The 23,658-nt window shown below is 71.3% G+C and carries 19 protein-coding genes; 9 read left to right on the top strand and 10 right to left on the bottom strand.

Translation table 11 applies throughout. From position 1 onward, the window contains the following. Positions 1-20 precede the first annotated feature (20 nt). Positions 21-1,961, bottom strand: a complete 1,941-nt coding sequence (locus tag ACH4OW_RS06565; RefSeq protein ID WP_398025468.1) for a BTAD domain-containing putative transcriptional regulator — start codon at positions 1,959-1,961, stop codon at positions 21-23. A gap of 1 nt (position 1,962) precedes the next feature. Then, positions 1,963-3,258 carry a M18 family aminopeptidase gene (locus tag ACH4OW_RS06560; protein ID WP_360136895.1) on the bottom strand — a complete coding sequence of 432 codons (1,296 nt, stop codon included), beginning with the start codon at positions 3,256-3,258 and terminating at the stop codon, positions 1,963-1,965. Positions 3,259-3,419: 161 nt separating this feature from the next. On the opposite strand from ACH4OW_RS06560, the gene ACH4OW_RS06555 reads away from it, so the two are divergent. Next, a complete protein-coding gene (locus ACH4OW_RS06555; RefSeq protein ID WP_360136896.1) occupies positions 3,420-3,740 on the top strand; it encodes a helix-turn-helix domain-containing protein in 321 nt (106 codons plus the stop codon). A gap of 195 nt (positions 3,741-3,935) precedes the next feature. Here ACH4OW_RS06555 and ACH4OW_RS06550 read toward each other — a convergent pair whose 3' ends face one another. Further along, positions 3,936-5,762 (bottom strand): acyl-CoA dehydrogenase, encoded by a 1,827-nt coding sequence (locus tag ACH4OW_RS06550; RefSeq protein ID WP_360136897.1) that lies wholly within the window; start codon positions 5,760-5,762, stop codon positions 3,936-3,938. 175 nt (positions 5,763-5,937) lie between these two features. Continuing rightward, positions 5,938-6,396, bottom strand: coding sequence for a hypothetical protein (locus ACH4OW_RS06545; protein WP_398025465.1), 459 nt, complete (start codon positions 6,394-6,396; stop codon positions 5,938-5,940). Between the two features lie 86 nt (positions 6,397-6,482). On the opposite strand from ACH4OW_RS06545, the gene ACH4OW_RS06540 reads away from it, so the two are divergent. The 3 genes from ACH4OW_RS06540 to ACH4OW_RS06530 all read left to right on the top strand — a co-directional run bounded on the left by ACH4OW_RS06540 (position 6,483) and on the right by ACH4OW_RS06530 (position 9,346). Next, the gene (locus ACH4OW_RS06540) at positions 6,483-6,953 is read left to right on the top strand and encodes an SseB family protein (RefSeq protein ID WP_003980379.1); all 471 of its coding nucleotides are present in this window, start codon (positions 6,483-6,485) and stop codon (positions 6,951-6,953) included. A 192-nt stretch (positions 6,954-7,145) separates the two neighbouring features. Then, the gene (locus ACH4OW_RS06535) at positions 7,146-8,102 is read left to right on the top strand and encodes a pirin family protein (RefSeq protein ID WP_360136900.1); all 957 of its coding nucleotides are present in this window, start codon (positions 7,146-7,148) and stop codon (positions 8,100-8,102) included. 107 nt (positions 8,103-8,209) lie between these two features. After that, complete coding sequence (locus tag ACH4OW_RS06530; protein ID WP_360136901.1) at positions 8,210-9,346, top strand: AI-2E family transporter; 1,137 nt, start codon at positions 8,210-8,212, stop codon at positions 9,344-9,346. On the opposite strand, the gene ACH4OW_RS06525 is transcribed toward ACH4OW_RS06530, so the two are convergent. Beyond that, positions 9,259-11,559, bottom strand: a complete 2,301-nt coding sequence (locus ACH4OW_RS06525) for a SpoIIE family protein phosphatase (protein ID WP_398025462.1) — start codon at positions 11,557-11,559, stop codon at positions 9,259-9,261. The genes ACH4OW_RS06530 and ACH4OW_RS06525 overlap by 88 nt on opposite strands. 167 nt (positions 11,560-11,726) lie before the next feature. Here ACH4OW_RS06525 and aspS point away from each other — a divergent pair, with 167 nt between their 5' ends. From aspS to ACH4OW_RS06505, 4 genes are all read left to right on the top strand, one after another. Next, entirely contained in the window at positions 11,727-13,490 is a 1,764-nt protein-coding gene (gene aspS / locus ACH4OW_RS06520) for an aspartate--tRNA ligase (protein ID WP_398025460.1), read from the top strand. 152 nt (positions 13,491-13,642) lie between these two features. Continuing rightward, positions 13,643-14,230: a Uma2 family endonuclease gene (locus tag ACH4OW_RS06515; RefSeq protein WP_398025458.1), complete on the top strand. Its 588-nt coding sequence runs from the start codon at positions 13,643-13,645 to the stop codon at positions 14,228-14,230. Positions 14,231-14,233: 3 nt separating this feature from the next. After that, on the top strand, positions 14,234-14,443 hold the full coding sequence (locus ACH4OW_RS06510) for a type II toxin-antitoxin system VapB family antitoxin (protein ID WP_398025455.1): 210 nt from the start codon (positions 14,234-14,236) through the stop codon (positions 14,441-14,443). Positions 14,444-14,497: 54 nt separating this feature from the next. After that, entirely contained in the window at positions 14,498-14,956 is a 459-nt protein-coding gene (locus ACH4OW_RS06505) for a Uma2 family endonuclease (protein ID WP_398025453.1), read from the top strand. Between the two features lie 73 nt (positions 14,957-15,029). On the opposite strand, the gene metG is transcribed toward ACH4OW_RS06505, so the two are convergent. From metG to ACH4OW_RS06480, 5 genes are all read right to left on the bottom strand, one after another. Then, positions 15,030-16,739 (bottom strand): methionine--tRNA ligase, encoded by a 1,710-nt coding sequence (metG, locus tag ACH4OW_RS06500; protein WP_398025451.1) that lies wholly within the window; start codon positions 16,737-16,739, stop codon positions 15,030-15,032. Positions 16,740-16,791: 52 nt separating this feature from the next. Then, complete coding sequence (locus ACH4OW_RS06495) at positions 16,792-17,673, bottom strand: class I SAM-dependent methyltransferase (RefSeq protein ID WP_398025449.1); 882 nt, start codon at positions 17,671-17,673, stop codon at positions 16,792-16,794. Between the two features lie 75 nt (positions 17,674-17,748). Continuing rightward, positions 17,749-19,347 carry an MFS transporter gene (locus ACH4OW_RS06490; RefSeq protein ID WP_398025447.1) on the bottom strand — a complete coding sequence of 533 codons (1,599 nt, stop codon included), beginning with the start codon at positions 19,345-19,347 and terminating at the stop codon, positions 17,749-17,751. A gap of 71 nt (positions 19,348-19,418) precedes the next feature. Further along, positions 19,419-20,318 carry a hypothetical protein gene (locus ACH4OW_RS06485; RefSeq protein ID WP_398025446.1) on the bottom strand — a complete coding sequence of 300 codons (900 nt, stop codon included), beginning with the start codon at positions 20,316-20,318 and terminating at the stop codon, positions 19,419-19,421. Positions 20,319-20,511: 193 nt separating this feature from the next. Further along, positions 20,512-21,807, bottom strand: coding sequence for a VWA domain-containing protein (locus ACH4OW_RS06480; RefSeq protein ID WP_398025444.1), 1,296 nt, complete (start codon positions 21,805-21,807; stop codon positions 20,512-20,514). 531 nt (positions 21,808-22,338) lie between these two features. Between ACH4OW_RS06480 and ACH4OW_RS06475 the strand changes: the two genes are divergently transcribed. Continuing rightward, a complete protein-coding gene (locus ACH4OW_RS06475) occupies positions 22,339-23,625 on the top strand; it encodes an alpha/beta hydrolase (protein WP_398025442.1) in 1,287 nt (428 codons plus the stop codon). The last annotated feature ends 33 nt before the right edge of the window (positions 23,626-23,658 follow it).

Here is a 23,658-nt window from a genome sequence, read left to right as displayed (position 1 = left end):
CCACCGGCTGTGCCCGGTCCTCAGCGCTCGCCACGGCCGTCGGCCGGGCCCTCGTCGCGTGCGAACAGCTGGGTCAGGGTGCTGATCGTGTAGACGTCGGTGGACTCCTCGTCGACCAGGTGCATTTCGGTGAGCCGGTCCAGACCGTCCTGGATGCGCTGCGGGTCGGACCCGGCCAGCGCCGCCGCGACGGACGCGTTCAAGTGCCCGTCGGCGCTGGCGGCGAGCGCGCTCAGCAGGCGCGCGTCGTCGGCGGACAGGCGGGCCACGGACATCCTGAGGGCCGCCGCGACCCCGGTGTCCTCGGCGGACAGCAGGGCCAGCCGCCGCCGTTCGTCGCGCAGTGCGGCGGCGAGGCGGGCCAGCCGCCAGCGCGGGCGGGCCGTCAGCTGCGCGGCGGCGGCGCGCAGGGCCAGCGGCAGGCCGTCGCAGAGCGCGACCAGTTCCCGCGCGGCGTCCGGGTCGTCCGCGACCCGCTCGGCGCCGAGCATCGCGCCGAGCAGTGCCACGCCCTCGTCGGCGCCGAGCGCCTGGAGGGCCACGGGCCGGGCGCAGTCGGTGGCGACCAGGCCGTCGAGCCGGCTGCGGCTGGTGACGACCGTCGCGCAGTGCGGGCCGCCGGGCAGCAGCGGGCGCACCTGCGCGGAACTCTCCGCGTTGTCGAGGACGACCAGCAGCCGGCGCCCGGCCACCAGCGACCGGAACAGCGCGGAGGCCGACTGCGCCGACGTCGGTACGCGCTCCGGTGGCGTGCCGAGCGCCAGCAGGAAGTCGCGCAGGATCTCGACGGGTTCGGCCGCGGCGCCCTCGTTGAAGCCGCGCAGGTCGGCGAAGAGCTGGCCGTCGGGGAACGCCCCGGCGTACGTGTGGGCCCACTGCACCGCGCAGGCGGTCTTGCCGACGCCGGCCGGGCCGGTGACGACGGCGAGCGGGCTCTCGCCGGGCAGCGCGGACTGCGGCACGGTGGTCAGCGTGGCGAGCTGCTGCTCGCGTCCGAGGAAGCGGGCGGGCGGCCTGGGCAGGAGATGGGGCACGGGAGGCGGTCCGTTGGTACGGGCGGGAGTGCCCGAATGGCCACCGGTCGCGCTGCCCGCCTGTGCGGGTACGCGGGGATCCACGGGGCGGTCCGGCACCTCGGCGCCGGAGCGCGCGGCGCGCGGAGCGGCGCCCGCCGGCCCGTCGGCCGCCGGGGTGGCGGCGGCCGCCACGGCGTTCCCCGCCTCCTCGGCCCGCAGGATCTCCTCGTACGCCTGTTTAAGCCGCGCTCCGGGCCCTACGCCCAGGTCCTCGTCGAGCAGCCGCCGTGTCCGGTGGAACCACTCCATCGCGTCCGACTGCCGCCCGGTGCGGAACAGCGCCCGCATCAGGTCGGCGACCATGCCCTCGCGCAGCGGGTTGTTGACCGCGGCCGTGTAGAGGATCGCCGCGGCCTGTTCGTGCTCGCCGAGCGCGCCGTGCGCCCGTGCGAGCGCCTCGGTCGCCGTCAGCCGCTGCTCCTCCAGGGCGTGCGCGGCGGCGGCGAACGGCGGGCTGGTGACCGTGCCGGTGAGGGCGGGGCCGCGCCACAGGCCGAGCGCCTCGCGCAGCAGCGGCACCGCGTCGCGGGGCGCCGCCTCCGGCCGGGCCAGCGCGACCAGTTCACCGAACCGGTGGGCGTCGATCAGCTCCTCGGGCAGCCGCAGCAGGTAAGCGGAGCCGTGGGTGGCCAGCTCGATGCCGTACGCCTCGGCGCCGCCCCCGGCGAGCGTGGCGCGCAGCCGGGAGACATGGCCCTGGACGACCGTACGGGCGTGCTCGGGTGGTTCGTCCTCCCACAGGGAGTCGATCAACTGCTCCAGCGGAACAGTGGTGTTGGGCTGCAACAGCAGCAGCGCCAGTACGCTGCGCCGTTTGGCGGGCCCGAGCGCCAGCTCACCGGAGCCGGTGGCGACGGATATCGGGCCCAGCAGGGAGAAGTCCAACTCAGCTCTCCAGGAATGCCGTCAGGGCGCTCGCGAGCAGGTGCGGGTCCTCGCTGCCGCACAGCTCGCGCGCCGAGTGCATCGACAGGATGGCGACTCCGATGTCCACGGTGGCGATGCCGTGCCGGGCGGCGGTGATGGGCCCGATGGTGGTGCCGCAGGGCATCGCGTTGTTGGAGACGAAGGACTGCCACGGCACGCCGGCCCGCTCGCAGGCGTCGGCGAAGACGGCCCGGCCCGTGCCGTCGGTGGCGTACCGCTGGTTGACGTTGACCTTGAGGATGGGGCCGCCGTTGGGCAGGGGGTGGTGGCCGGGGTCGTGGCGTTCGGTGTAGTTGGGGTGCAGGGCGTGGCCGGTGTCGGAGGAGAGGCAGACCGTGCCGGCGAAGGCGCGGGCGCGGTCCTCGTACGAGCCGCCGCGGGCGAAGACCGAACGTTCCAGCACCGTGCCGAGCAGCGGGCCGTCCGCGCCGGTGTCGGACTGGCTGCCGTTCTCCTCGTGGTCGAAGGCGGCGAGCACCGGGATGTACGGCGGCTCCTCGCCCGAGGTGGCGACCGCGGCGAGCGCGGCCGTACCGGCGTGCACGGACAGGAGGTTGTCCATCCGGGGGCCCGCGACCAGCTCGCGGTCGCGGCCCAGGTAGGCGGGCGCCTCGACGCTGTGCAGCATCAGGTCCCAGCCCCGTATGTCGCCGGCGGCCACTCCGAGTTCGTCCTCGACGAAGGCGATCAGGTCGCCCTCGCGCACCTCGCCGAGGCCCCAGATCGGCGTCATGTGGCGCTGCTTGTCCAGCTTGAGGCCGTCGGCGTTGACGGAGCGGTCCAGGTGGACGGCGAGCTGCGGCACCCGCATCAGGGCGCGGTCGACGTTGACGAGCCGGGTGCTGCCGTCACGCAGGGTGACGCGGCCGCTGAGGCCGAGGTCGCGGTCGAGCCAGGTGTTGAGCAGGGTGCCGCCGTAGACCTCCACGGCGACCTGCCGCCAGCCGCGGTGGCCGGTGTCCGGAATCGGTTTGACCCGCAAATTGGGAGAGTCGGTGTGCGCGCCGACAATCCGGTACGGAGTGGCCGCTGTGGCGCCCTCCGGCACGTACCAGGCGATGATCGCCCCGCCGCGGAGCACGTACTTGCCGCCGCTCTCGCCGTCCCAGGCATCGGTCTCGGCCACCTGGTGGAAGCCCGCCTTCTCCAGCCGCTCGGCCGCGTTGGCCACCGCGTGGTACGGCGACGGGGACGTGGCGAGGAAGGACATCAGGTCGTCGGTGTGGCCGCGGTCGAAGCGAGGGGAATGGCTCATGGATTCAGCATAAGGACTAGCGGGTGCCCTTCCCCGGTATGGCAATCCGCATGCATCACGGTATGGGCACCTTCGGTGCCTGTTGGGGCAATGCGGGGCCGGCCGACAGGTACGGTGGAATGCGAACCCGTGCAGGAACGGAACGACGCGGAGCCGCCGAGATGCCCGACGCCGAGGGGCACCCCGCCCCCGCCGAGATGACGCTGCGTACCGTACTGGCCGCCTTGGCCGACCCGCTGCGGTACGAGGTCGTGCGGACCCTGGCCGGGGACGCCGACGGGGCCGCGCGCACGTGTGCGTCCTTCGGCTTCCCGGTCTCGAAGTCGACACTCAGCCACCACTTCCGGGTGCTCCGCGAGGCCGGGCTGATCCGGCAGGTGGACCGGGGCAACAGCCGGGCGGCGATGCTGCGCCGGGACGAGCTCGACGCGCGCTTCCCGGGACTGGTGCGACTGGTGGGGGACAACCCGGCCGGGCCCTGAGCCTTCCGGGACCCCGGAAGACGGTGCCCCCGTACGACGATGCCCGCCTCCCCGGGGGATGGGAGGCGGGCAACGCCAGCTTGGCGCGCTTGTCTGAGAAGGATGTGAGAGCCCGCCGCGCACCGCGCCTTTCAGGACGCGTCTTAGGCGCTCCTTAGAACGCCCTTAGAGCGCGGCAGGTCCCTCGGGACCCCTCTAGAAGGCGGCCTCGTCCAGCTCCATCAGCGACTGGTCGACGGTCTCGGCCAGGCCACGCTGCACGGACACGCCCGGCAGCACGTTCTGCGCGAAGAACTTCGCCGCCGCGATCTTGCCCTCGTAGAACGGCTTGTCCTTGCTGGAGGCGCCCGCCAGCTTCTCGCTCGCGACCGCGGCGCCCTTGAGGAGCAGGTAGCCGATCACGACGTCGCCGGAAGCCATCAGCAGACGGGTGGTGTTCAGGCCGACCTTGTAGATGGACTTGACGTCCTTCTCGGTCGCCGCCAGGTCGGTCAGCATCGCGCCGACGATCGCCTCCAGGTCGGCGGCGGCCTTGGCCAGCTCGCCGCGGGCCGCCTCCAGCGCCTCGCCGCCGACGGCCTCCGCGAGGAACTTCTTGATCTCCTCGGAGAGGGCGGTCAGCGCCTGGCCCTGGTCGCGGACGATCTTCCGGAAGAAGAAGTCCTGGCCCTGGATGGCGGTGGTGCCCTCGTACAGGGTGTCGATCTTGGCGTCGCGGATGTACTGCTCGATCGGGTACTCCTGGAGGTACCCGGACCCGCCGAAGGTCTGGAGCGACTGGGCCAGCTGCTCGTAGGACTTCTCCGAGCCGTAGCCCTTGACGATCGGCAGCAGCAGGTCGTTCAGGCGGGTCGCGGCGGAGGCGTCCTCGCCGGCGGCCTCCTTGGCGAGGATCTCGTCCTGCACGGTCGCCGTGTAGAGCACCAGGGCGCGCATGCCCTCCGCGTACGCCTTCTGCGTCATCAGCGAGCGGCGCACGTCGGGGTGGTGGGTGATGGTGACGCGCGGCGCGGTCTTGTCGGTGAAGGCCGCCAGGTCCGGGCCCTGCACGCGCTCCTTGGCGTACTCCAGCGCGTTGAGGTAGCCGGTGGAGAGGGTGGCGATGGCCTTCGTGCCGACCATCATCCGCGCGAACTCGATGATCTTGAACATCTGGCGGATGCCGTCGTGCTTCTCGCCCAGCAGCCAGCCCTTGGCCGGGTGGTTGGCGCCGAAGGTCATCTCGCAGGTGTTGGACGCCTTCAGGCCCATCTTGTGCTCGACGTTGGTGGCGTAGACGCCGTTGCGCTCGCCCAGCTCGCCGGTCTCCCAGTCGAAGTCGTACTTCGGCACGATGAACAGCGACAGGCCCTTGGTGCCGGGACCCGCGCCCTCGGGGCGGGCCAGCACGAAGTGCACGATGTTCTCGGACATGTCGTGCTCACCGGAGGTGATGAAGCGCTTCACGCCCTCGATGTGCCAGGAGCCGTCCGCCTGCTGCGTGGCCTTGGTACGGCCCGCGCCGACGTCCGAACCCGCGTCGGGCTCGGTCAGCACCATGGTGGAGCCCCACTGCTTGTCCACCATCAGCTGGGCGATCTTGTGCTGCTCCTCGGTGCCCTCCTCGTGGAGCACGCCCGCGAAGGCCGGGCCCGAGGCGTACATCCAGATCGCCGGGTTGGCGCCCAGGATGGTCTCGGCGAAGGCCCACAGCAGGGAGCGCGGCGCGGTGGTGCCGCCGATCTCCTCCGGGATGCCCAGGCGCCACCACTCGGCGTCCATGTACGCCTGGTAGCTCTTCTTGAAGGTGTCGGGGACCGGAGCGGTGTTGGTGTCCGGGTCGAAGACCGGCGGGTTGCGGTCGGTGTCGGCGAAGGAGTCGGCCAGCTCGTTCTCGGAGAGCCGGGCGATCTCGCTCAGCACGCTCTTGGCCGTGTCGACGTCCATCTCCGCGAACGGTCCGGTGCCGTACACGCTGTCGCGCCCGAGCACCTCGAAGAGGTTGAACTCGATGTCGCGGAGATTCGACTTGTAGTGGCCCATGGGTACGGCTCCGTAAGGTTCGGGAGGAGACCCAGCGCTTGGAAGCGAGGGACCTCAAAACGCAATACCAGCAAGTAGCTCCGATGATGCTACCCGTCGGTAATAAGAAGCAACCCCTAACCGCCCATCTGTGACGAGCGTCCCTGAGCGCCCCGGCGGACCCCTACGGCGCGGCTCACGGCCGCTCCGGCCACTCCCCCTGCGTATCGCTGGTGGTCACCCGGCACACGGCGGGCTTGCCCGGCCCCGGCGACCGCCCCGAGGCGACCTCCCGCTCGCCGTCCAGCAGAATCCGGCAGGAAGCCGTGCCGTTCCCCGCGGGCCTCACCTCCACCCACGCCTCCTCGCCGCCGTCCACGACGGTCGTCTCGTGCCAGGGCAGCCGCGTACCGCCCACCTTCTCCACCTGCCGCTCGCTCCCCGGGTTCATGCCGACATCGTGGGCATAGCGCACCTCGGCAGTGCCCGGCGCGCCGCTGGTGGAGGCGGCCTCGTACGTGAGGGACCAGGCGGTACCCGAATCCTTGAACAGGGCGGCGGCGTAGAGCGACAGCGCGCCGGCGAGCACGGCGGCGAGGGTGAGCAGCACGCCGCCACGGGTGACGCGCGGCTTCGTGCGGGTACGGTCGGACATGTAAGGGCGGCCTCGGTCGGTGGTACGGGCTGGGCTCTTACAACGTAGCCGCGTGCGCCCCACGCCGACTCAGTACGCTGTGCCGCATGTACGGCTACGACCAGAACGCGGGCGCCGGGCAGCAGCAGTACGGTGCGCCCCCGCCGCAGCACCCGGCCCCCGGCGGCTACGGCGAGCAGCCGCTCTACCCCGAGCCGTCCCCGCCCTCCCTCGCCGACGCGGTGCGGGCCTTCACCACCGGCTCGATGTCGGCGGAGGACTTCCAGGGCATCTTCTCCACCTCCAAGGTCTACTGCCCGCGCGGCGACAACCCCGGGTTCCTGGCACTGCACAACACCCAGCAGCCGGTCATCCCGATGTTCACCTCGCTCAAGGAGCTGCGCCGGTACGCGGGCAAGGAGTCCAAGTACTTCGTGATCACCGGCGCCGAGGTCCTCGACCTGCTCCCCACCGGCTACGGCTTCGTCCTGGACATGGAGGGCGACCACCGCATGGTCTTCGACGCCAAGTCGGTGGAACAGATGGTCGACTTCGCGATGCGCCGGATGTACGGCTGACGTCTGCCCGGCCGGGCGTCACGGCGGCACCCGACCGGGTGCCGCCGTTTTCTTTTCCCGCGCGGACGTGCCGGTTTCCCCGGCCGCTCCGGCGTGCTTCGCGGCCCTCGGGTACCCGGGGGGAATGGTTGGCGCCTTGCAGGTTGTTCAGGGTTCAACTAAGTTGAACGGTGAACGTCCGAGGAGGCCGTCATGCCCGCAGTGACCGTAGAGAACCCGCTGACCTTGCCGCGCGTGGCGGCGCCCGCCGACGCGCGTCCGCGGGCCGTGCTCGCCGTTGCCACGGCGCCCAGCGGCTTCGAGGGGGAGGGGTTCCCGGTACGCCGTGCCTTCGCCGGCATCGACTACAAGTACCTGGACCCGTTCATCATGATGGACCAGATGGGCGAGGTGGAGTACGCGCCCGGCGAGCCCAAGGGCACGCCCTGGCACCCGCACCGCGGCTTCGAGACCGTCACGTACCTGATCGACGGCAGCTTCGTGCACCGCGACTCGCACGGCGGCGGTGGCGTGATCAACGACGGCGACACCCAGTGGATGACGGCCGGCTCCGGCCTGCTGCACATCGAGGCGCCGCCGGAGGACCTGGTCATGACCGGCGGGCTCTTCCACGGCCTCCAGCTGTGGGTGAACCTGCCGAAGAAGGACAAGATGATGGCGCCGCGCTACCAGGACATCGGCGGCGGCCAGGTCAAGCTGCTGACGTCGGCGGACGGCGGCGCGCTGCTGCGGCTGATCGCGGGCGACGTCGACGGTCACGAGGGGCCGGGGATCACGCACACGCCGATCACGATGATGCACGTCTCGGTCAACCCGGGTGCCGAGGTGACCATCCCGTGGCGCCAGGACTTCAACGCGCTGGCGTACGGACTGGCCGGACGCGGTACCGCGGGCCCGCTCGGGCGCCCGTTCCGTACCGGGCAGTCCGTCGTGTTCGGGCCCGGCGGCGACTCGCTCACCATCCGGGCGGACGCCACGCAGGAGTCCCGCAGCCCCAACCTGGAGGTCGTCCTCCTCGGCGGGCAGCCGATCCGCGAGCCGATGATGCACTACGGCCCGTTCGTCATGAACACCCACGCCGAACTGGCCCAGGCCTTCGAGGACTTCCAGGCCGGACGGCTGGGCAAGGTACCGGCCGAAGGCCACTGAGCCGGGAGGGCGGGTACGGCCCGTACCCGCCCCCGCCCACGGCAGACCTGCATCCGCTCGCGGCGGAATGCCGCCACCGCCGGGCGGCCCCGTGATCCACTGGCGGGGTGCGAAACGATCTGAAATCCCCGGACCGTCAGCCACTGCTCCCGGTCGCCGCCCGCCGCGCCGCGGCCTGGTGCGGCGTGAGCCTGCTCGTCGCCGCCGTGACGGCCGTCGGCGTGTGGCTGTGCGTGACGCTGAGCACCGCCGTCACGCCCGTACTGCTCGCCCTGCTCGGCAGCGCGCTGCTCGGGCCGGTCTACCGGCGGCTGGTGGCCATGAAGCTCAACCGGTCGCTGGCCGCCGGGCTGACCTGCGCGCTGCTGGTCGTGGTGGTCGGCGGCGCCGGGTACATCGTGGTCAGCGCGCTGATCGACACCGGTGACCAGATCCTCGCCTCGCTCAAGGACGCCGCCAAGGAGGTGTCCCGGCACTTCGGCGCGGCGGGCACGTCACTGGACGACATCGTCTCCAATGCCAAGCCCTTCATAGGGAAGTTCGGCGGGACCGCGGCCAGCGGGCTCCTGGAAGGCGTCGGCGTCGTCGCCGCCACCATCGGAGCTTCCGTGCTCGCCCTGTTCCTGACCTTCTTCTTCCTGCGCGACTCGGACAAGGCCGTCCGCGCGCTGCACGACTGGGCGCCCGGCGACTCGGCGCCGCAGCTGGAGCAGATGGCCCGGCGCGGTTTCCAGGCCATCGAGGGCTTCATGCGCGGTACGACGCTGATCGCGCTGATCGACGCCGTCGGCATCACCATCGGCCTGCTGATCCTCCAGGTGCCCGGCGCGATCGGGCTGGGCGCGCTGGTCTTCGTCGGCGCCTACATCCCGTACCTGGGCTCGTTCCTGTCCGGCTCGGTGGCCGTGCTGGTCGCGTTCGCCGACGACCGCGGTCCGGCGATCGCCGTCTGGACGCTCGGGATCGTCCTGGTCGTGTTCTTCCTGGAGGGCCACATCCTCCAGCCGATGGTGCAGAGCCGTACGGTCCAGATGCACCCGGCGATCGTGATGCTGGCGATCACCGCGGGCGCCAGCGTCGCCGGGGTCATGGGGATGCTGCTGTCCGTGCCGCTGACCGCGGCGGCCTTCGGCGTGCTCTCGGAGCTGCGCCGGCACTACGCCGCGGGCTCGGGCAGCGAGTCGTCGGAGAAGGCGTCCAGGTCCGGCAGCGACGGCTCCGCGCCGTCCGCCGCGTCCTCGTAGAGTTCGAACCACGTCGACTTGCCGTCGCCGCGCGGGTCCACGCCCCAGGCGCCGGCCAGCAGCTCCATGAGCACCAGGCCGCGCCCCGAGGACGCCAGCTCGCCCGGGGTGCGGCGGTGCGGCAGCTCGTCGCTGCCGTCGGCGACGTCGACCCGGATGCGGCGGCTGCCCGTCTCGCCGGTGATCTCCGCGACCAGCAGCGCGTCGCCGTCGGTGTGCATCAGGACGTTGGTGACCATCTCGGAGACCATCAGGACGGCGGAGTCCACCTGGTCCTCGTCGGCCCAGTCGTGCAGCACGTCGCGGACCTGGTTGCGCGCCTCCGCTATCCGCTCGGGCTCGGACTGCTTGACGGTGAGGACCGTACGCCGGACGGGTTGGTGGGCCGCCGACCCGCCGGTGCCGACCCCGCAGCTGCCGCCCGCGCGGCACAGCAGCAGCATGGCTATGTCGTCCTCGCGGCGGTCCACGAAGGGCCCTGTGGTGTGGTGCGAGGAGGGGCCGTGCACGGCCTGGACGAGGGCGTCGGCGAGTTTCTCCAGGCCGGCGGCGTCCTCCAGTGTCGGTACCGGCGTACGGCCGTCCGAGGTGGCCGCGCCGCCCGTGCCGACCACGGTGCCGACGCCGTCCGTGGCGGCTTCCTCGGCTTCCTCGGCGGCCGCCGCGAGGTCCTCCGCCCCGTACGTCTCGATGATGTGCCGCAGGCGCGCCCAGCCCGACTCCAGGTCGTGGCCGCCGGTCTCGATCAGCCCGTCCGTGCAGACGAGCATCGTCTCGCCGGGCTCCAGGACGAGCCGGGTGGTGGGGTAGTCGGTGTCCGGCACGATGCCCAGCGGCAGGCCGCCAGCGGTCGGCCGGACGAGTACGGTGCCGTCGGCCATCCGGATGGTGGGGTCGGGATGCCCGGCCCGTGCGATGTCCAGCAGACCGGTCGCCGGGTCCACCTCGATGTAGAGGCAGGTGGCGAAGCGCGGGTCCTCGCCGCCGAGCTCGGTGTCGTTGATGCCGGCCAGGAAGCGGGAGGCGCGGGAGAGCACCGCGTCGGGGTGGTGGCCTTCGGAGGCGTAGGCGCGCAGGGCGATCCGCAGCTGGCCCATCAGGCCCGCCGCCCGGACGTCGTGGCCCTGTACGTCGCCGATGACCAGCGCGATCCGGCCGGACGGCAGCGTGATCATGTCGTACCAGTCGCCGCCCACCTCCAGGCCGCCGCCGGTCGGCACGTACCGCGCCGCCACCGTCATCCCGGGGATGTCCGGCTGCACGGTCGGCATCATGCTGCGCTGGAGGCCGTCGGTCAGCTCGCGCCGCGACTCCTGGTCGCCGGCGCGGGCCAGCGCCTGGGCGAGCATCCGGGCGACGGTGGTGAGCACCGCGCGTTCGTCGGGCGTGAAGGCGACCGGCGTGCCGAAGCCCGCCATCCAGGCGCCGATCGTGCGGCCCGCACTGACCAGGGGCAGGAAGGCCCACGACTCCCGGTGGAAGGCGGCGGCCAGTGGCCAGGTGGCGGGGTAGCGGCGGCGGTAGTCGTCGGGGCTGGGCAGGTAGATGGCGCGGCCGGTCCTTACCACCTCGGCGGCCGGGTAGTCGGTGTCCAGCGGCATGTCGACGAACGGCGCGATGTCGCCCTGCTTGTGCCCGTGGTGGCCGATGACGGAGATCCGGTCGCCCTCGATGCCGAACACCGCCAGGCCGTCGGGGCTGAAACCGGGCATGGACAGGCCGGCGGCGACGCGCAGCACCTCGGCGGTGGAGTGCGCCTCGGCGAGCGCGCGGCCGGCGTCCAGCAGGAACGCCTCGCGGGAGCGGCGCCAGTCGCCGGAGGCGGGGGTGTGCGGGGAGGCGGTGCCGGGCTGCGCCTCGGGGATCTCCTGGAGGGTGCCGACCAGCTCGTAGTCCGTGTGGTCGGTCTCGCTGCGCAGGAAGGCGCGGGAGCGGCTGCGTACGGTGCGCAGCACCCGGCCCTCGCTGTCCATGACGCGCAGCCGGGCCTCGGCGATGGTGCTCTCGGTGACGGCGAGGTTGACGATGCCGGTGATCTCGGCGAAGTCGGCGGGGTGGAGGCGGGAGCGCACCGCCGCCTCGGACAGCTCGGCGGGCTCCGCGGGCAGCCCCAGCAGCCGGGCGGTCTCGGTGTCGAGGTTCACCTGTCCCGAGACGTTGTCCCAGCGCCACAGGCCGGTCGCGGTGGCGGCCAGGAGGTCCTTGGTGCGCATTGCATCACTTTATGTGGGTTTGGCGGGGCCCGACCAGCCCGGCGGGCATCCCTATCCTCGCATGGTCTACTTGGCGTGCATATGTCAAACGAGAGCCTTGGGGTGACCGGTAACCTGGAGCGGTTACAGGAAACTCACCCTCCAACTTGCGACGACTTGGATGAGCGATGCATCGGTACCGGTCCCATAACTGTGGCGAGCTCCGAGCCGCGGACGTCGACACCGACGTCCGCCTCAGCGGCTGGCTGCACAATCGACGTGACCTGGGCGGCATCCTCTTCATCGACCTGCGCGACCACTACGGCCTGGTCCAGCTCGTCGCCCGCCCCGGCACCCCCGCCAACGAGGCGCTCGGCTCCCTGACCAAGGAATCCGTCGTACGGATCGACGGCAAGGTCAGCGCGCGCGGTGCCGACAACGTCAACCCCGACCTGCCGACCGGCGAGATCGAGATCGAGGTCACGGCCGTCGAGGTGCTCGGCGCCGCCGAGCAGATCCCCTTCACGATCAACGCCGAGGACGGGGTCAACGAGGAGAAGCGCCTCGAATACCGCTTCCTCGACCTGCGCCGCGAGCGCATGCACCGCAACCTGATGCTGCGTACCGCCGTCATCTCCGCCATCCGGCACAAGATGACCGCGCTCGGCTTCAACGAGATGGCGACGCCGATCCTGTCCGCGACCTCCCCCGAGGGCGCCCGCGACTTCCTCGTCCCGTCCCGTCTGCACCCCGGCAAGTTCTACGCGCTGCCGCAGGCCCCGCAGCAGTTCAAGCAGCTGCTGATGATCGCGGGCTTCGACCGCTACTTCCAGATCGCGCCCTGCTTCCGCGACGAGGACGCCCGCGCCGACCGCTCGCCGGGCGAGTTCTACCAGCTCGACGTCGAGATGAGCTTCGTCGAGCAGGAGGACGTCTTCGGCCCGATCGAGAAGCTGATGACCGAGCTCTTCACCGAGTTCGGCGGCGGCCGCACGGTCACCTCGCCCTTCCCGCGCATCCCCTTCCGCGAGTCGATGCTCAAGTACGGCTCCGACAAGCCGGACCTCCGCGCCGAGCTGGAGCTCGTCGACGTCTCGTCCGTCTTCGCCGGCTCCGGCTTCAAGGCGTTCGCCGACAAGCACGTGCGCGCCCTGGCCGTACCGGACACCGCCGACCAGCCGCGCAAGTTCTTCGACCAGATGGGTGACTTCGCCGTCCAGCAGGGCGCGAAGGGCCTGGCCTGGGTCCGCGTCGGCGACGAGAACGCGCTGACCGGCCCGATCGCCAAGTTCCTCACCGAGGACGACGTCAAGGCGCTGCTGACCGCCCTGGACGCCAAGCCCGGCCACGCGATCTTCTTCGGCGCCGGCGAGTTCGACGAGGTCTCCAAGATCATGGGCGCGGTCCGCGTCGAGGCGGCCAAGCGCACCGGCCACTTCGTCGAGGACGAGTTCCGCTTCTGCTGGATCGTCGACTTCCCGATGTTCGAGAAGGACGAGGACACCGGCAAGATCGAGTTCTCCCACAACCCGTTCTCCATGCCGCAGGGCGGCCTGGAGGCGCTGGAGACCAAGGACCCGCTGGACATCCTCGCCTGGCAGTACGACATCGTCTGCAACGGCGTCGAGCTGTCCTCCGGCGCCATCCGCAACCACGAGCCGGACGTCATGTACAAGGCGTTCGCCATCGCCGGCTACGACAAGGAAACCGTCGAGGCCGAGTTCGGCGGCATGCTCCGCGCCTTCAAGTTCGGCGCCCCGCCGCACGGCGGCATCGCCCCCGGCGTCGACCGCATCGTCATGCTCCTCGCCGACGAGCCCAACATCCGCGAGACCATCGCCTTCCCCCTCAACGGCAACGCCCAGGACCTGCTGATGGGCGCCCCGACGGAGGTCGAGGAGGCGCGGTTGAAGGAGCTGCACCTGTCGATCCGTAAGCCGCAGGTGAAGTAGTTCATACGTACGAGTGATGGGCCCGCGATCTTATGATCGCGGGCCTTTTCGCGTGCCACGCTCCGGGTATGACGCAGCTCGCGGAGACTCCGGTCGTGGTGTACAGGGAAGACGTACGGTGGAAAGCACCACCGATCCCGGAGGAGACCGACGTGGGCGTCGTTGAGAAGCACGCGAGTGTCCTGAGCCAGGAGCAGTTCGAGGAGCTGGCTCGCCTCGCTGTGCGCGTGGAAGAGGCGCTGCGTCTGGAATTCATCAACGGGAAGATCGGGGAAAAGTCGTTGCCGGACGGCGATCACGGGCGGATCATCCAGTGGCTGACACGCTTGTGTATGCAGGCCAACGCCGACTGGTGGCTGCATGGAGACCAGGGCCTGCGGGTTGAGACGTACCGTAACGGCAATGCCCGCCCCGACGTCTGCCTCGCGCCGAGCGACAACTTCGTCGGCCAGGGCGAGTGGGCGGATGCCGACGGAGTGCTCATGGCCGTCGAGGTCACGTCCCGCGACCACGACACCAATCGCCGGGACCGCGTGGAGAAGCCGAAGGCATACGCCGAGACCGGCATCCCGGTGTACCTGCTGATCGACCGGGACACCAGCGAGGTCAAGGTGCACTCGCAGCCCGATGGCGGCCGCTACGAGATGCTTCTGACGGTGCCATTCGGGAAGACGGTCACCCTGCCGGACCCGGTGGGCATCGACCTGGACACCGAGCCGCTGAAGGACTGGGTGCACTGAGGCATGGCGAAGCTTCGGCTGGAGGTCGACGACGAGGCGCTGGCGGAAGCCGCGAAGCTCCTCGGCACGAAGACCAAGGAGGACACCGTCAACATGGCTTTGGCGGAGGTGGTCAAGCGGCGTGGTCGAGCTATAGCGCCCGCACAGCTCAGGGAGCGGGGTGCGCGCGGCGACTTCGATCTTCTCCTCGACAAGAGGAACTACCGCGGGTGAAGAGCTCGTACCTGATCGGCACCTCCGCAGGACGGTGTCTTGAAAGGACCTCCGGTGGACAGCAACGCACTCATCAAGAGGTGGCGCGAACTGGACGTGCCGGGCGGTCTGCGTGCCGAACTGCTCGACGGCGAAATTGTCGTGCAGGCGAACCCTGGTCACTTCCACGATCTCCCCGGACGCACCTTCGTACGCCACACCCCGGCGCCTTGGCCCGCGCAGATCGTCCTCGCCGTCGTCGAGACGGTCTCCACCACCCGTACGGCCATCAAGCGGGACTGGGAGGACAAGCGCGAGCGCTACGCCGAGGCCGGAATCCCCGTCTACTTGATCGTTGACCCCAACGACGCCACCTGGCACATCCTCCAGCTCGACGGCCGCCATTACGTCGAGACCGCGAAGGGCATCTTCGGCCAGGAGATTCCCCTGCCGGAGCCGATGGGTTTCACCGTACGGACGGCGGGCTGGCACCCGTACGGCGGGACTGGCGGCACCGGCGGTACGTCCGCGTAGGCGCCGCCCGCGGATGCCGAGGGCCCGGAACCGGTGACCGGTTCCGGGCCCTCGTCCTATGTCGTCGGCCTGCCTACTCCGCCGCCCCGAACCGCTCCCGGTACGTCTCCAGGTCGTCTTCCGTGATCTTGGCGAAGAGCACCGGCGGTACGGTGAACGCGGTGCCCGCCGGGACCGAGGACAGGGCGCGGGCCTCGTCCGCCGTGACCCAGGCCGCCGTGTCGCCGTCCAGGGCGAACGCGCCGCGCATCGCCTTCGCGGCCGCCGGGATGAACGGATCCGAGACGATCGCGTACAGGTGGATCAGGTTCATCGCGGTCCGCAGCGTCAGCGCCGCCGCTTCCTGGTCGGTCTTGATCTCCAGCCAGGGGGCCTTCTCCTCCAGGTAGGAGTTGCCCGCGCTCCACAGCGCGCGCAGGGCCGCCGCGGCCTTGCGGAACTGGAGGGCCTCCATGTGGCCCTCGTACTCCGCCAGCAGCTCGGCGATCTGCTCGCCCAGCTTGTGTTCGGCCTCTCCGGCCGCCGAGCCCGCCGGCACCTCGTCGCCGAAGCGCTTGCGGGAGAAGGACAGCACCCGGTTGACGAAGTTGCCGAGGGTGTCGGCCAGGTCCTTGTTGACCGAGGAGGAGAACAGTTCCCAGGTGAAGGACGTGTCGTCGGACTCCGGCGCGTTGGCGATCAGGAAGTAGCGCCAGTAGTCGGCGGGCAGCAGCTCCAGCGCCGCGTCGGTGAAGATGCCGCGCCGCTGCGAGGTGGAGAACTTGCCGCCGTAGTACGTCAGCCAGTTGAACGCCTTGAGGAAGTCGACCTTCTTCCAGGGCTCGCGGGTGCCGAGCTGGGTGGCCGGGAACATCACCGAGTGGAACGGGACGTTGTCCTTGGCCATGAACTCCGTGTAGCGCACGTCGTCGGCCTCGTACCACCAGGACTTCCAGTCGCGGTTGGCCGGGTCGGCGTCCGCCCACTCCTTCGTCGAGCCGATGTACTCGATCGGCGCGTCGAACCAGACGTAGAAGACCTTGCCCTCGGCGGCCAGCTCCGGCCACACGTCGGCCGGGACCGGGACGCCCCACTCCAGGTCACGGGTGATCGCCCGGTCCTGGAGGCCCTCGGTCAGCCACTTGCGGGCGATGGACGACGCCAGCGTCGGCCAGTCCTCGCTGCTGTCGTCGATCCACTGCTCGACCTCGCCCTGGAGCTTGGACTGGAGCAGGAAGAGGTGCTTGGTCTCGCGCACCTCCAGGTCGCTGCTGCCGCTGATCGCCGAACGGGCGTCGATCAGGTCGGTCGGGTCCAGGACGCGGGTGCAGTTCTCGCACTGGTCGCCGCGGGCCTTGTCGTAACCGCAGTGCGGGCACGTGCCGACGATGTAGCGGTCCGGCAGGAAGCGGTCGTCGGCGACCGAGAAGACCTGGCGGATGGCCCGCTCCTCGATGAAGCCGTTCTCGTGGAGCTTGCGCGCGAAGTGCTGGGTCAGCTCCACGTTCTGCTGCGAAGAGCTGCGCCCGAAGTGGTCGAATCGCAGGTGGAAGCCGTCGTAGATGGCCTTCTGCGCTTCGTGCTGCTCGGCGCAGAACGCGGCGACCGACTGGCCGGCGTCCTTCGCGGCCAGCTCGGCAGGCGTGCCGTGCTCGTCCGTCGCGCAGATGTAGAGCACCTCGTGGCCGCGCTGGCGCATATACCGCCCGTACACGTCGGCCGGGAGCATGGACCCCACCATGTTGCCCAGGTGCTTGATCCCGTTGATGTACGGAAGGGCGCTGGTGATGAGGTGTCGAGCCATTGCCGGCTGCTCCCAAGTCGCTACGGTGAGTGAGGTTTTGTTCTACGGAACGTCAATATCGTACTGGACGTCCCTGAGGCCGCCGCGACCCGTTTTGCGGTGCGAGATCGTCACGGCGGGCGGTTTCCTTGCGTGCCACCAGCAGTCGCCAGCCGGGGCTGCCGTCGGGGCGGCGGGCGGCCCCCGGCACCGGGTGGAGGCCGACGGCGAAGCCCGCGGCGAGCAGGTCGGCGCGTACGTCGCGCAGCGGGCAGGTCCGGTAGTACATGACGAACGGCGGACGCCACAGCAGGTTGCGTACGCGCATCGCCGCGTCGAAGCCGGCCAGCGTCCAGTACAGCGCGGAGCGCGGGTGCGGGGGCGCGGCGACCGGGAAGGCGAACATGCCGCCCGGGCGCAGCGCCCGGTGGACGCCGGCGAAGACCGCGGCGCGTTCGCCGGGCAGGAAGTGGCCGAGCGCGCCGAAGGTGACCGCGAGGTCGAAGCCGTCGGTGAAGGGGAGGGCGCGGGCGTCGGCCCGGACGTAGCGGGTGGCGGGGGGCGCGGTGCCGGAGGCCACGGTGCCGGGAGGAGCTGCCGCGGCCTTGCCGGTGTCGTCGGCCCTGTCCGTCTCGTCGGCCCTGCCGGTGTCGTCGGCCCTGCCGGTCTGCTGGGCCGCGGCCAGCATGCCGGCGCTGAAGTCCACCCCGGTGACCTGCTCCCGGCACAGCGACCGCAGTACGCCCAGGCCCGCGCCGGTGCCGCAGCAGACGTCGAGACCCGAGGCGAACGGTCCGAGGCCGCGCAGCGCCTCGGCGGTCGCGTCGAGGATCCGGTCCGGCGTGCGGAAGGGCGTGTGATCGAACTTCGGGGCCAGCAGGTCGTAGCCGCGCTCCACGGAGGAGAGCGCCTGTACGGTCAGCTCGCGGAGCGTCGGGCCCTGGGAGGAGAACACGGGGCCAGAGTACTCAGGCGGGGGTGCGGGGGCGGCGGGCGTACGGGAGGGCGCGGCAGCGCGCTGCGGCGCCGGCTACCGGGTGGGCGCTTCCGCGTCCTCCGGGGCCGCCCCGGGTGCCTCGGCGCCCGGCGCGCGCCCGGACGCCTTCCCGTTCACCATGACGCCCGCGACCACCGCCGCCAGCAGCATGATCCCCGCGCCCCACCCGATCGCTACCGTGAACCCGTGCACGACCCCGTCCTTCACGACGCCCTCCCGCATCCCCGGCGTGAGGCGCCCGCCCGCCTCCTTCGCCGCGTTCGCCAGATGGCTGCCGATGTACGTCGCGCTCGTCGACGTGGCGATCGTGTTGAGCAGCGCCGTACCGATCGAACCGCCCACCTGCTGCGCCGTGTTGACGGTCGCGGACGTCACCCCGGAGTCCTGCGGCGCAACCCCGGACGTGGCCGTGGCCATCACCGGCATGAAGATCAGGCCCATGCCGAGGCCGACCAGCAGTTCGGCCGGCAGTACGTGGGACACGTACGCGGGCTCGGCGGTCAGGAACGTCAGGTAGAACAGCCCCGCGGCGGCGAGCACCGTCCCCGGGACCATCAGGACACGCGGCGGGAGGCGGTGCAGCAGCCGGGCGGATATCTGCGTCGACCCGAAGATGATCGCCACGGTCATCGGCAGGAACGCCAGGCCGGTCTTCACCGGCGAATACCCCAGGATCACCTGGAGGTAATACGTCATGAAGAGGAACATCCCGAACATGGCGATGACCGCCAGGCCCATGGTCAGGAACGCCCCGGCACGGTTCCGGTCCCGTACGACGTGCAGCGGCAGCAGCGGGTACCGCGCCCGCCCCTGCCACCAGGTGAAGAGCGCCAGCAGCGCCGCTCCGCCCACCAGCAGGCCGATGACCAGCCCGTCCCCCCACCCCCGCGGCTGCGCCTCACTGCACCCGTAGACGATCGCGACCAGCCCGCCGCACCCCAGCAGCACGCCCGGCACGTCCAGCCGGGCACCGCCGTGCCCGCGGTGGTCGTGCAGGAAGACCCACGCCCCGACGAGCGCTATGAGCGCTATCGGCACATTCACGTACAGGCACCAGCGCCAGTCCAGGTATTCGGTCAGCAGGCCGCCCGCGATGAGCCCGATGGCCGAGCCGCCGCCGGCGATGGCGCCGTAGATGCCGAACGCCTTGCCCCGCTCTTTCCCGTCCGTGAACGTCGTCGTCAGCAGCGACAGCGCGGACGGCGCGAGCAGCGCCGCGAACACGCCTTGCAGCGCACGCGCACCGAACAGCAAGCCCTGCCCGGTGGCCGCGCCACCCAGCGCCGACGCCACCGCGAACCCGACGAGCCCCACCGTGAAGGCCCGCTTGCGCCCCACCAGGTCGGCGATCCGCCCGCCCAGCAGGAGCAGGCCGCCGAACGCGAGTGTGTACGCCGTGATGACCCACTGCCGGTTGGCGTCCGACATATGCAGCTCGCGTTGCGCGGAGGGCAACGCGATGTTGACGATCGTCGCGTCCAGCACCACCATCAGCTGCGCCAACGCGATGACGACCAGGCCCCACCACCGCCGGGGATCCGGCGCCCCGGCCGTACCGGTCTGCTCCTGCGTCGTCCGGTGCCGGCTCTGGTGCTGGCTCTGGTTGCGGCTCCGGTTCCGGCTCTGGCTCATAACGACCCGCCTCCGCGACTCGACGGCCGGCGGCCACCCCGCGATGCGGGCGGCCGCAGCACCCGTCCAGCCTAGGCGCCGGGCCGCGCCGCTGCCTGTCGGCCGCCCGCCGCCTTCGCCTCCCCGTCGAGCGGGACCCGCACCTCGCCGCGGATCTTCAACGTCTTCTGCGCGAGCGCGTTCAGGTCGACCGAGTAGGGGTCGGTGTCGATGTGCTCCCCGTCCGTCTCCAGAACGTTGCCCGTCGTGCTCGAATCCGCCCATATACAGAACGGCACGGTGATCTTCTGGCCCATCTGGCGCTTCACCATGACGCCGCAGTCCACCGAATCCTTGGAGCCGCCCGGGTTGTACTTGGAGTTGGGCACGGCGACCTCGGCCCCGTCACCCTTCTTCATCCCGGAGATGGTGGAGTTGACCGTCTGGCGCGGGTCGCTGATGTCCCCGTACATCGTCATCAGCACCAGGGCCTTCGCCCCGGACGAGTACTGACCGCCCGCCACCTTCATGTTGCGCGCGTACGCCCCGTCGTTCGGCACCTTCGCGCCCACCGAGTCGCTCAGGTCCTTCGCCAGGGTGTACTCCCCGCCCAGCAGCGCCTTCGGCACGACCGTCTTGTACTTGGGACCCGCGTCGGCACCGCCACCACCGCCGTTCGTGGCGACCACCGCCACGATCGTGCCGACCACGGCGAGCGCCACCACGCCGCCGATGATGCCCAGCACCTTCCCGGTGTTGCTCTTCGGCGGAGGCGGCGGGCCCATGGGAGGCCCCATCGGCGGCGGGCCGCCCCAACCCCCGTACCCCGGCGCCGGCGGCTGCTGCCCGTAAGGCGCCGGGCCCCCGGCCGGCTGCTGCGCGCCGTACGGCGCCTGCGGCTGCCCGTAAGGAGCCTGCGGCTGTCCGTACGGGCCTTGCGGCGCGCCCCCGTACCCGTGACCGGGCTGTGGCGGCTGTGGCGGCATGCTCATGCGTTTTCCACTTCTTCTTACGCGGACCCCCGCTGGTCTCCACCCCGTGTGGTGATTGCCGTAACACCTTTGCACACGGCGCTGACAGTGCCGCCCCGGGCCTTGGACACAGCACCGGCCGCGGCGGGGCCGACCGGCCCGGCCGCGGCCGGTGAAAGGGGAGTTCGGGTGGTCAGGAGGGGGGTTCGAGTGGTCAGGAAGGGAGGATGCCCGCGGTACGGGCCTCGATGAGCCACTCGGGGAACTCGACCATGAGCTGCTGGTAGAGATCGGCGTCGGCGAGGGACCTGGGGTCGCGGCCGGCGTGGAAGAAGCCCGCGTTGTCCACCACGCGCTTCTCGGGCACGGCCAGGTCGTCCAGCTTGCGGAGGAAGTCGAAGCCCTTGGCGTCCGGGTCGCCGAAGCCGACGAACTGCCAGAAGATGGGCAGCTTCGCGGCCTCGCAGAGGGCCCTCTCGGCGGCCGGCTTGGAGGTGGGGGCGCCGTCGGTCTGGAAGATGACGAAGGCGGGGTCGGTCGCGCCGGACTTCTCGTAGTGCTCGATCACGGCGTTGATGGCCCAGTGGTAGTTCGTACGGCCCATGTGGCCGAGGCCCGCGTGCAACTCCTCGACACGGCCCTCGTAGTTGGCCAGGTCGATTTCGGCGGTGCCGTCCACGTCGGTGGAGAAGAAGACGACGGGTACGGTGCCGTCGTCGTCCAGGTTGGCGGAGAGGCCGAGGGCCTGCTCGGCCAGGTGCTGGACGGTGCCGTCCTTGTAGTAGTTGCGCATCGAGCCGGAGCGGTCGAGGACCAGGTAGACGGCCGCGCGCTGGGTGCCGAGCCCCTGCTTTTCGAGGGAGACCCGCGCCGCCTTGTAGAGGCTGACCAGGCCGGGGGCCTGCGACTCGACCTTGGCGAGGGAGACGCTGGGGGCGGGCTCGGGGGCGGGCTCGGGGGCGGAGGCGGATTCCGTGGTGGGCTCGGTGACCGCGACGGGCTCGGTGACCGCGACGGGCTCCGGCTCGGGCTTGGTCTCCGGCTCGGGCTCCGGCTCGGCAACCGCGGCCTCCGGCTCCGGCTTCGCCGCGGCCTCCGCCTCCGGCTCCGGCTTGGCGGCCGCGCTCTCCGGCTTGGCGGTCCCGGCCTCCTCCGTACGCTCCGGCTTCGGGGTGTCGAAGGCCTGGGTGACGAGGTCGGAGACCGGCTCCTGGGAGGGGGCCGGGACGGTGGCGGGGCGGGGGGCCTCGGCGGAGGGGGTGTCGTCCGGGGTGCGGTCGGCCGGGGTGCCCTGGGCGGGCAGGGACGCGGTCGGCGCGTCGGCGGGGGCGGTGCGTGCGGTGGGGACGGCGGGGTCGCGGGGGGCGGCGGGTGCCGGGGCGGCCTCCTCGCGGGCCTCCGGGATCGTCGCCGCTTCCGGCGTCCGATCGCCGCTCTCCGCCGCGTTCGATTCTTCGCGGGCCGCCTTGGAGCGACCGAAAGCGTTGCGCAGCAGACTCCGAATGCCCATCGGCGTACCTCTCTAGCGTGTGTGGGGTGCGGCGAATGTCCTAGAAGCGCGGACATGTCCCTGACCAGGCCGGACACGTAAGGGTAGCCGCCTGGCCCGGTCCCATCGTGGGACCCCGCGTGTCTCACCGCATGCCCCGTTTGGGTGTTTTGTTGCCGGGGGTGGCGTAAAGGCGGGGAAGGCGGGCGGGTCCGCGACGGCGGGCCGGAGGGGCGCGCGGCGGGGTGGGGGCGGCAGCCTGAACTGTCGGACGTGCGTGCGGAGACAGTGCGGTGACGCGGCGTCGGCGGTGCGTGGCGTGATCGTTCCGTACCGGCTCGGATGGCCGTTCGCCCACGTCACGCGGAGGGCGGGCGGGCCGCGGGCCGCGCGGGACGTGGGCCGGGCCCGGTAGGAGGCGGGCCGCCCGCGCTCCCGGAGACGGAACGTCCGCGGCGCGCGCGGTGACCATAGGCCGGGCCGCCCGTTGACCCTGGCGGCGGCCCGGCTGAACCGGGCAACCCTCGTACGGGTGACGGGAGATGTGAGCGCATGGGGCTGACCAGTCAGTCGCTCGAAGCCGCGGTGGTTACGCTGGCCGTGGTCTGTGTGACCCTCACGGTGTGGCTCTGGCCGCGGCTGTCCCGGCGCGGCGTGCTGCCCGTACTGGGCAGGCTCGGGTCCATCGTCGTCACCCAGGTGGCCATCGTCTGTACGCTCGCCCTCGCGGTGAACGCCAGCTTCGAGTTCTACAGCAGCTGGGACGAGCTGCTGGGCAGGACCGAGCAGGCGCCGGTGGCGGTGAACGAGGGCGGCGGCGCGCGGTACGCCGACGCGGGCAGTCTCCGCGGCGGCCTGGTGCAGCCCGCGGGCCCGCAGGGGCTGGACCGGGTGTCCGGCCTGCCGGAGGGGGCTCCCGAAGAGGTCGGCAAGGTGGAGTCCGTACGGATCGTCGGGCGCCGTACGCGCGTGATCAACCCGGCCTTCGTCTACCTGCCGCCGCAGTACTACCAGCACCAGTTCCGCCGCCAGCGCTTCCCCGTCTCGGTCGTCATCAGCGGCTACCCGGGCGGCATCATGAACCTCGCCCAGCACCTCCGGATCCCGCAGACCGCGGGCCGGCTGATCGCGGCGGGCCGGATGCAGCCGACCGTGCTCGTCATGGTGCGGCCGACGATCGCGCCGCCGCGCGACACCGAGTGCGTGGACGTGCCGGGCGGGCCGCAGGCCGAGACCTTCTTCACCAAGGACCTGCCGGAGTCCCTCAAGGCGGCCTACCGGGTCGGCCACGATCCGAGTGCCTGGGGCGCCTTCGGCTACTCGTCCGGCGGTACGTGTTCGCTGCAACTGGCCATGCGCAGTCCCGGCGTCTACACCTCTGCCGTCTCGCTGTCCGGCGAGTACGCCATCCAGGACGACCTGACGACCGGCAAGCTGTTCGGCAGCGGTGCCGAGGGCGACCGGCGGCAGCGCGGGCACGACCTGCTGTGGCGGCTGCGGAACCTGCCCGCGCCGCAGGTCTCCGCGCTGGTGTCCAGCAGCCGCCTGGGCGAACCGAACTACGCCGGCACCCTGCGGTTCATCCGCGCGGTGAAGCCCCCGATGACCGTCGACTCGATCATCCTGCCGCGCGGCAGCCACCAGTTCTCGACCTGGCGGCGCGAGGTGGCGCCGGCGCTGGAGTGGCAGAGCCGCCGGCTGACGTTCCCGCAGGACGTGGAGGCCGCGCACGCGCCGCCGAAGCGGCCGGGAGCGGCCTCGGTGCCGTCCGCCGCTCCCTCGGCGCGGCCGTCGCCCGGCCCGTCCCGCAAGCGGTACGGCCCCACCCCGCACCTGTAAGGCCGCAGACCCCCAAAGAAGACACTCGCGAGG

It is taken from the genome of Streptomyces sp. NPDC017056 (genome assembly GCF_044332485.1).
Lineage (GTDB): Bacteria > Actinomycetota > Actinomycetes > Streptomycetales > Streptomycetaceae > Streptomyces.
The sequence above is the reverse complement of the archived record's forward strand: the minus strand, read 5'-3'. Positions and strand labels throughout refer to the sequence as shown.